Raw genomic sequence first — 9054 nt, 5'->3', positions numbered from 1 at the left:
CAATCTTGTTGGCTGCTTGAGATATATTTTTATCGCATTCATAATAGATAATATACATCCACCTTAATCTTTTTTTAGCGCTATCTGAAAAATAATAACGCAATGGATTTAGTTTTCTTTCTGCTTTGGTTTGCATAAGTTGTATAGAATTAATTTCAATCCCATACAATACATTATTTTTAATCATATTTCAATTATTTAGCGCGAAGTATGATGTGGACCAGTGCAGGGGCTTGACAAAGCTTTTTAATTATGATATAATAATTATATTAAAAAGGGAAAATCTGTTCTTTTCAGAAAATAGAGCAATAAATATAATTAAATTTATATTTATTCCCCTTTTTTCTACTATCCAAATAGATCTATAACCCGACATAGGTCCAAAAACAAAAAACAAAAGAAAAAGGCAAATTTTTACGACATAGTCTAGGGATTTGACCACAAGGACGGTAGAAAAAAATAAGTGTAGTAAGTTCGGGCTGCGCCTTTCATTAGCTCTTTAAAACAAAACCCTATATAAAGGATGTTTTGGTTTTAAAAGAGCCGAGGCGCTAACAGCCCATAAAATTATATATTAAAGGGGCGCTAGTTAGCGCCTCTTTAAATTTGTTTAAAACTATTTACAAATATAAATAAATTGTTATAATTAAATTATAAAGCGATTTCATAAGTTGCAATTATTTATTTTAAAATTTATGTTAATAAAAAAAATAAAATCATATTTAGATAAAAAAACAATAGAACAAATTAGAAAATCTTTAGAAAAAAGAAAAAAGGATATAGAAAATGAATTAAGCAAGATTACCAAGGAAGATAAGCATGAACGAGAAAAACACCAAACAATATTTCCTGAATTTGGCAATAAGAATGATGAGAATGCGAATGAAATAGCGTCTTTTACTGATAATCTTTCATTGGGAAAATCTTTGGATGATACTTTACGCGATATTGAAAATACTTTAAAAAGAATTGAAAAAGGAACTTACGGCATTTGTAAATATTGCAAAAAACCGATTAGCAAAGAAAGATTAAAAATCAGGCCTGTTTCTTCGGCGTGCATTGATTGCAAAAAAAAATTAAAAGGCGAATCATAGATGAATAAAATTATAAAAATTATTTTGATAAATATTGTTGGAATTGTGATTATTGTTTTAGATCAAGCCAGTAAACGATTTATATTAAAAAATCCCGATACTTTTCGGGATTTTTCCATTGAAAATTTTTTACAGATTACTTTAAACAAAAATTACGGTTTGGCGCTTGGAATTGATGTTGGATATTGCGTTTTGTATCCGTTAATAGCGATTATTATTCTGTTTTTGCTTAATCTTTTGAGAAAAAACTATCAGCAAAATAATTTCGCGAAAGTTTTAATTATTACAATTATTCTTGCAGGAGCTATTTCAAATCTAATTGACAGAATACTTTTGGGCTATGTTATAGATTTTATCAATATCCCATGGTTTTCTATTTTTAACTTTGCTGATATTTGTATTGTTTTTGGAACCATTTTTTTAGTTAAAATGGAATTATTTCAAGAGCATAAAGTTACCTGATTTTTTTCTTAATATCTTCAATTTCTTTACTTAATTTTTCTATTTTTATTTCATTGTCTAAATCAAATATCCATTCCAAAAACAGCAGAAATAAAAAAGCTATAAACATTGTCAGCGCAACGCCAATAAAAGTCAATCGTTTGATTTGCGCGATATTAAGATCAAAAAATATCCCATGCGTGATAGCTAATACAGATCCAAAGAAACAAAAAAGCAGAAGAATTATGAATTGTTTTTTGTTAAATTTTAAATTTTTCATAGTAATAAGAAAACCATATTAAAAAAATATTTTTTGAATTGCGTATAACGTTTCGGCATATCTGATGTTTGCCGTAGCGCCTGCCTGCCGGCAGGCAGGTAGCGGAGGCAAATATGGGTGGAGGCTCTCGGAAGAGCCGTAACCGTATATCGCGTTGTTAGCTGATGTATATGTTTTTCTTTGATTTGCGGATGCAAATCACTCCATATAATAAACAAACTAAATTAATAAATATAGAAAAGTTTAACATTGTTATTTTGTAGATAGTCTTCTTATTATCATGCCCTTAACTTCACTATTCGCATTACAGTATTGAATGACAATATCAGGATGTTCATTCTTAAAAACACGGAATACTTCGTCGACGAATGCTTGTCCAACTGATGCTACATTTTTAAAATCTAAAATGATTGTTTTAAATTTTTCTAATCCCATAAGTAAGCGTTTTGCTTGTGATCTTGATACATGAGGGTCGTTTGGGCCAGCACTTAAGGCCACGGCAACTATAGTTTTCGTAAATCCAATTTCTTGATCAGCGTATTTATCCATTACTTTTTTAGGAGTTTTTTTTGAATTAAGAGATAGAGTCAATTTAATATAAGTTCCTTGTCCAAAGTTTTCATTTTTTTCGGATGAAAGAAACCAATTATTTTTTTCGAAACCATAGAACATGTGACTAGAAAATATAGAAAATTTATCGAAAATTCTAGTTGTAAAAAATATTCCTTCTCCTGTGTGTTTTGAGGGATCAGTAGTGAATTTACCCTTTGAAAGGTGAAGTATGGACTCTCGAACTGAGTCTAAGTTTAATGTATTTTTAATTTTTTGGAATATTCCAATACCGTTATCCATTATAGTAATTTCGAGGTTCTTATTATTCCTTTTAAGTTTTGTGTAAATAGTTGTTCCCTCTGAGTGATCAATGGCATTGTTGTACATTTCAGTGAAGCCGTATGCAACAATTCCCTTAACATTTTCAGAACAATCTGTAATCATGGGTTTTACATACTTAGACCATATTTGATCCTCTGCTAAATCCGGTTTAATTTTACAACTGAATTCAATATTATTCCCTCCTAGAATAAAATAACGAGTCGAATTAGTACGACCAATTTTAATAATTTTACCATTTTTGATTTCTTGTGAAATATACCAATGGGCTCTTTGTCTGGAAAAATTGAATGTTTTATAAAGAAGATGTACTATATCAGTAGAATGATTTGGTAATTGTTCAAAAATGAATTCTTTAATTTTAGTACTTTTTTTACTCATATAGTATATTGTAAACCCTTTTTTACCATATTGTCAACCCTTTATTATCATATTGTCAACTTTATTAATTTTAGTTTGTTTATTATATGGAGAGGCAATAGCCCTAAAAGAAAAATATATATCTCAGCTAACTGGTTTTTATAAAAACTTTTTGTTTTTTAATAGTAAAAATTTGTATGTTATATAAGCTTATGTTATATTTAAATTACTTCTTTAGTTTATTTTGTTTATTTTATCAAAGTATAGCATTTATCAAAAACCATGCAACTTTTTATTAATTTACGTTAAAAATAGTAAAATAAACTTGAAAAATATTAAAAGATAGTCGGATTAAAAATTTATGAAAAAGCAAGATCAACAAAAAACAAAAAATTTTTTTTCAGAACAAGAAGAAAAAACTTTAAAATTTTGGGAAAAAAATAAAATTTTTGAAAAGTCTGTAAATAGGAAAGCGCCAAAAGGCGACTATGTTTTTTATGACGGTCCGCCGTTTGCGTCAGGTCCTCCGCATTACGGACATATCGTTGGAAACATAATGAAGGATGTTGTGCCAAGATATAAAACAATGAAAGGTTATCGTGTTGAAAGAAGATGGGGATGGGATTGTCATGGATTGCCAATTGAAAATATTGTTGAAAAAGAAATGGACTCGCAAAGCAAAAAAGATATTGAAAATTTGGGAATAGAAAAATTTAACAAACAATGCTGTTCAAAAGTTTTAAGCTATGTTGATGATTGGGAAAAAACAATCAGCAGGCTTGGACGTTGGGCTGATATGAAAAATTGCTATAAAACAATGGACAAGAATTTTATGGAATCTGTTTGGTGGGTGTTTAAAGAATTGTGGGACAAAGGTTTGATTTATAATGGGTATAAGCCAATGCATATTTGTCCGCGATGTGAAACGACTTTGTCTCAGTCAGAAGTCGCGGAGGGTTATAAAGATATTAAGGATTTGTCAGCGACTGTAAAATTTAAACTTGAAGCAGGACAAAAAATAGGAAATTTTATTGTTGATGACAATACTTATATTTTGGCTTGGACAACAACGCCATGGACACTCTTAGGAAATGTTGCGTTGGCTGTTGGGAACGAAATTGAGTATGTAAAAGTAAAAGTCAAATTTTCCCCTCCTGATAAGGAGGGGTTAGGGGAGGTTTTTATTTTGGCAAAAGACAGATTAAAAGATGCTTTAGAAAATGAAAAATATGAAATAATGGAAAAGTTTAAAGGTAAGGATTTAGTTGGATTGAAATATGAACCGATTTTTGATTATTATTCAAAAGACGCAAATTTAGAAAATAAGGAAAATGGATGGAAAATTTATGCTGATGATTTTGTAACCACCGAAGAAGGAACTGGTGTCGTGCATATCGCGCCAGCGTTTGGTGAAGATGATATGAATTTGGCTAAAAAAGAAAATTTGCCTTTTATTCAGCATATTGGAATGGACGGAGTTATTAAAGAAGAAGCAAAAGATTTCAAAGGAATGAATGTAAAGCCAATTGATAATCATCAAAAAACAGATATTGAAATTATAAAATACTTAGCCCATAAAAATTTATTGTTCGCGAAAAAAAAATTTGAACACAGTTATCCGCATTGCTGGCGGTGCGATTCTCCACTGTTGAATTATGCGACTTCTTCTTGGTTTGTTAATATCACAAAAATAAAAAAGCAGATGTTGGAGTTGGCTGAAAAAATAAATTGGTCGCCAGAACATATTAAAAAAGGGAGATTTGGAAATTGGTTGGAAAACGCGCGGGATTGGTCAATTTCTAGACAAAGATTTTGGGCGTCAGTAATTCCAGTTTGGATTTGTGAAGAGTGTAAAGAAAAAAAAGTTATGGGCTCAATCAGCGAATTAGAAAAATTAAGTAAACAGAAAGTTAATGATTTGCATAAACACACAGTTGATAAAATAATTTTTAAATGCGATAAATGCGGAGGAACTATGAAAAGAATTTCTGATGTTTTTGATTGTTGGTTTGAAAGCGGAGCAATGCCTTACGCGCAATGTCATTATCCTTTTGAAAATAAAGAAAAATTTGAAAAAAATTTTCCAGCTGAATTTATCGCGGAAGGCATAGATCAAACTCGTTGTTGGTTTTATTATTTGCACGCGATTGCTGTTGGTATTAAAAATAAACAAGCTTATAAGAATGTAATAGCCAATGGAATTGTTTTAGCGGAAGATGGAAAAAAAATGAGCAAGAAATTAAAAAATTATCCAGATCCTGCTTTGGTTTTAGATAAATATGGAGCTGACGCGTTAAGATATTATTTGCTGACTTCTCCTGTGATGCTTGCTGAAAATTTGAATTTCTCGGAAAAAGGAGTTGATGAGGTTTTGAAAAAAGTTTTAATGATTTTAAAAAATGTTTTAAGTTTTTATAAACTTTTTGAAAATCAAAAGCCCTGCCTTGTCAGCAGGCATGCAAATTCCAATAACATTTTAGACAAATGGATTTTAGTAAAATTAAATTTGTTAATAAAAGAAGTTGAAGAAAATATGGAAATTTATAATTTAGTAAAAGCTACTCGTCCAATAGCTGAATTTATAAATGATTTGTCAACTTGGTATTTACGAAGAAGCAGAGATCGTTTTAAGGGCGATGACGAAAAAGATAAACAAGACGCTTTGCAGACAACTCACTATGTTTTGTTAACCTTGTCAAAAATTATCGCGCCTTTTATGCCGTTTATGGCAGAATATTTGTATAAAGAAGTTTACGGAGAAAAAGAGTCTGTTCATTTGGAAAAATGGCCAAAACAAGAATTATCAATTACGAATTACAAATTACAAATTTTAAAGGATATGGAGATGGTGAGAAAAATTGTTGAATTAGGATTAGCAAAAAGAGCGGAAGTTGGCGTTAGAATAAGGCAACCACTTCGCGAGTTAAAAGTTAAAAGTGGAAAGTTAAAAGTTGATGAAGAATATTTAGATTTAATAAAAGATGAAATAAATGTTAAGAATATAAAAATTGTTAAGGGCGATAAAGATATGAAAGTTGAATTGGATACAAAAATTACCCCTGAACTAAAACAAGAGGGAATAAAACGGGAAATTGTCCGCGCGATAAATAGTATGCGGAAAAATAATGGGCTGACTATTAAGGATAAAATAAATATTTATTGGAATAGCAAAAATAAAGAAATCAAAGAAACATTTGAAGAATATAAAAAGGATATTTTAAAAGACACATTAACTGTTAATATTTCATCTGATTTAAAATCAGACGAGGATTGCAAAGAAATTAAAATTGATAATGAAATTTTGTTTATTCAAATAGAAAAAATTTGACAGAAAGTTAAATTTTAGTTAAACTATTGTTGAACTTAAATTTTAATTATAAATTTATGGAAACCAAAATTATCGGAGTAAAACAATTATATAGAAATCTTAAAACAATTTCTGAAGAAACTCTTAATGGGCATTCTTTTATTGTGGTTAAAAATTCTAAGCCTGTTTTTAGAATTGAACCGATAAGTAAAAGTGATAATAAAAAAAAATATACTTTGGATGATTTTAAAAAAATTCAATTTAAAAGCAAGTATAAAAATTTGAGTAAAAATATTGATAAAATTTTGTATAATAATGTGTAAGATATACTAGCGTTATTTACACTTTTTGTCATTCCGGAAAATAGATTTTCTAAGCGAGCCTGCGAGCTTTTAGAAAATCATTTATCCAGAATCCAGAACTGCAATTGATTTGTGATTATATATAGTGTAGATTCCGAATAAGTTAATTTCTTACGACTCGCAAGCTCGTCGAGAAATTATACTTTTCGGAATGACAACCAAGAAGAATTTTTTTAAAAGTGTAAATAACACTTTTGATTTTTACAAATAATGTATGATTATTTTAGATTCAAATATTTGGATATCTTTTTTAGACAAAAATGATAATCAACATAAAAAAGCTGTAAAAATTATGGAAAAAATAGATTGCGATATTGTTGTGCCAGAATATGTGATTATTGAAGTTTGCACTGTTCTATTAAAAAAAACAAATAAAAAAATTGCTGACGGTTTTATTGAAATTGCGTTTAATAACCAAAATACAAAAGTTTTATTTTTTGACGAATATTTTTTTAATATTTTTGTAAATAATTTTAAAAGTATTCAAAATAAAAATTTATCTTTTATTGATATAGCTTTATTATATTTGTCAGAAACTTACGATGTTATCACTTTTGATAAAAATTTAGAAAAAGCAATGAAAAATAAAATATAAATGTTTAAAATAAATTCTAAAATTGAAAATAAATTCACTTCTTTGGCAATTAAGGAAATTTTTGGATTGTTAAAACAAGTTTTAGACTTAAAAGAATTAAAAGATTTGGAAATTGTTTATCCGCCAAATCAAGAGATGGGCGATTTCAGCTTGCCTTGTTTTGATTTGGCAAAAACGCAAAAAAAATCGCCAATAGAAATTGCTAAAAATTTATCTAAAAAAATAAATGTTAAAAAAGCTGGATTGATTAAAAAAATAGAAAATAAAGGACCTTATTTGAATTTTTTTGTTAATAGCGAAAAAATGGCAAAATCAATTTTAGAAGATATTTTTAAAAAAGGAAATAAAATCGGAGAAAACAGATTAGGCAGAAGCAAAAAAATAGTGATTGAATATGTTTCCCCAAATACTAATAAACCGCTTCATTTAGGGCATGGCAGGAACGCTTTTTTAGGCTGGTCTGTTTCTAAAATTTTAAAAGCGAACGGATATAAAGTTGTAAAGGTATGTTTAATCAATGATAGGGGGATACATATTTGCAAATCAATGCTTGCTTATTTAGAAAAAGGCAAAAATTTATTGCCTGAAGAAATCGGCATAAAAAGCGATCATTTTGTCGGAGATTATTATACAATGTTTGAAGATATGAAAAAACAAAATCCTGATATTGAAAAAAAAGCGCAAGATATGTTAGTAAAATGGGAAAAGGGCGATAAAAAAATTTTAGATTTATGGAAAAAAATGAACAGCTGGACATTAGAAGGGATAAAAGAAACTTTTAATAAAATTGGAATTGAATTTGATAAATTTTATTTTGAAAGCGAAATATATAAACAAGGAAAAGATATAATTTTAAAAGGAATAAAAAACAAAAAATTTAAGAAACAAGATAAGGCGATCGTTGCTGATCTGAAAAAATATAATTTGCCTGACAAAATTTTATTGCGGAGCGATGGGACATCTTTATATATTACGCAGGATATTTTTTTGATTTATTTGAAACAAAAAGATTTTAAACCGCATAAAATTATTCATATAATTGGAAGCGAGCAAAACTTGGCGCAAAAACAGCTTTTTGCGATTATGGATATTTTAAAATTTAAACAAAGTAAAAATTTGTATCATTTAAGTTATGGAATGGTAAATGTTGAAGGCGGAAAATTAAAATCCCGCGAAGGCACAAAGGTGGATTTAGATACTTTAGTCAAAAGTTTAGGAAAAATGGCAAGCCTTGAAATTAGAGCAAGGGATGAAAAAATAAACGAGGAAGATTTGGAAAAACGGAGTCAAGCCATAGCTCTTGGCGCTTTAAAATATTATATTTTGCAATATGATCCAAAAACAACTGTTAATTTTGATCCAAAAAAATCTTTGGCTTTTGAAGGACATACAGGTCCTTATTTGCAATATTCCTTTGCCAGGATTAATAGTATTATTAAAAAGTCAAACGAAAAAATTAATGTTAAAATTGATTTTTCAAAATTTAGAATTAAACAAGAAAAAGAACTTGTTTTTTTGTTAAGCAGATTTTCGGAAATTATAAAAAACGCTGGCGAAAATTATGACCCATCAATTTTGGCAAAATATCTTTTTGACTTGGCAAAATCTTTTCATAGTTTTTATCACATCTGCCCTGTTTTAACAGCTAAAAAAGAAACAAAAAAAGCCCGCTTGCTTTTGATTTATTGCGTTGGACAGACAATCAAAAAAGGGCTTGATTTATT

Annotated in this window: 9 protein-coding genes; 6 read left to right on the top strand and 3 right to left on the bottom strand. The window is 28.7% G+C overall.

Translation table 11 applies throughout. From position 1 onward, the window contains the following. Nucleotides 1-695: 695 nt before the first annotated feature. Both U9O55_03710 and lspA read left to right on the top strand, forming a co-directional pair. Nucleotides 696-1094: a TraR/DksA C4-type zinc finger protein gene (locus U9O55_03710; protein ID MEA2088917.1), complete on the top strand. Its 399-nt coding sequence runs from the start codon at nucleotides 696-698 to the stop codon at nucleotides 1092-1094. Then, a complete protein-coding gene (gene lspA, locus U9O55_03705) occupies nucleotides 1095-1556 on the top strand; it encodes a signal peptidase II (protein MEA2088916.1) in 462 nt (153 codons plus the stop codon). Here lspA and U9O55_03700 read toward each other — a convergent pair. From U9O55_03700 to U9O55_03690, 3 genes are read right to left on the bottom strand one after another with little or no spacing between them, the layout of a single operon-like run. Further along, nucleotides 1549-1815: a hypothetical protein gene (locus U9O55_03700; GenBank protein MEA2088915.1), complete on the bottom strand. Its 267-nt coding sequence runs from the start codon at nucleotides 1813-1815 to the stop codon at nucleotides 1549-1551. The genes lspA and U9O55_03700 overlap by 8 nt on opposite strands. Then, entirely contained in the window at nucleotides 1812-2033 is a 222-nt protein-coding gene (locus U9O55_03695) for a hypothetical protein (protein MEA2088914.1), read from the bottom strand. Before U9O55_03695 ends, U9O55_03700 begins: the two co-directional genes overlap by 4 nt. Before the next feature lie 34 nt (nucleotides 2034-2067). Further along, a complete protein-coding gene (locus tag U9O55_03690) occupies nucleotides 2068-3087 on the bottom strand; it encodes a DUF4325 domain-containing protein (protein MEA2088913.1) in 1020 nt (339 codons plus the stop codon). Between the two features lie 340 nt (nucleotides 3088-3427). Here U9O55_03690 and ileS point away from each other — a divergent pair, with 340 nt between their 5' ends. From ileS to argS, 4 genes are all read left to right on the top strand, one after another. Further along, nucleotides 3428-6394, top strand: a complete 2967-nt coding sequence (gene ileS, locus U9O55_03685) for an isoleucine--tRNA ligase (GenBank protein ID MEA2088912.1) — start codon at nucleotides 3428-3430, stop codon at nucleotides 6392-6394. A gap of 56 nt (nucleotides 6395-6450) precedes the next feature. Further along, entirely contained in the window at nucleotides 6451-6696 is a 246-nt protein-coding gene (locus U9O55_03680; GenBank protein ID MEA2088911.1) for a hypothetical protein, read from the top strand. Nucleotides 6697-6949: 253 nt separating this feature from the next. Then, nucleotides 6950-7330, top strand: coding sequence for a PIN domain-containing protein (locus tag U9O55_03675; GenBank protein ID MEA2088910.1), 381 nt, complete (start codon nucleotides 6950-6952; stop codon nucleotides 7328-7330). Next, the coding region (argS, locus tag U9O55_03670; protein ID MEA2088909.1) for an arginine--tRNA ligase at nucleotides 7331-9054 on the top strand (1724 nt) is incomplete at its 3' end.

Source organism: Patescibacteria group bacterium (assembly GCA_034660655.1).
Lineage (GTDB): Bacteria > Patescibacteriota > Patescibacteriia > JAACEG01 > JAACEG01 > JAACEG01.
Note: the sequence above shows the minus strand (reverse complement) of the source record. Positions and strands in the feature narration are given on the sequence as shown.

What these genes read in the sequence shown, in the direction of transcription:
- U9O55_03710 (MEA2088917.1), top strand. Translation starts at nt 696, where the DNA reads ATGTTAATAAAAAAAATAAAATCATATTTAGATAAAAAAACAATAGAA.
- lspA (MEA2088916.1), top strand. Translation starts at nt 1,095, where the DNA reads ATGAATAAAATTATAAAAATTATTTTGATAAATATTGTTGGAATTGTG.
- U9O55_03700 (MEA2088915.1), bottom strand. Translation starts at nt 1,815, where the DNA reads ATGAAAAATTTAAAATTTAACAAAAAACAATTCATAATTCTTCTGCTT.
- U9O55_03690 (MEA2088913.1), bottom strand. Translation starts at nt 3,087, where the DNA reads ATGAGTAAAAAAAGTACTAAAATTAAAGAATTCATTTTTGAACAATTA.
- ileS (MEA2088912.1), top strand. Translation starts at nt 3,428, where the DNA reads ATGAAAAAGCAAGATCAACAAAAAACAAAAAATTTTTTTTCAGAACAA.
- U9O55_03680 (MEA2088911.1), top strand. Translation starts at nt 6,451, where the DNA reads ATGGAAACCAAAATTATCGGAGTAAAACAATTATATAGAAATCTTAAA.
- U9O55_03675 (MEA2088910.1), top strand. Translation starts at nt 6,950, where the DNA reads ATGATTATTTTAGATTCAAATATTTGGATATCTTTTTTAGACAAAAAT.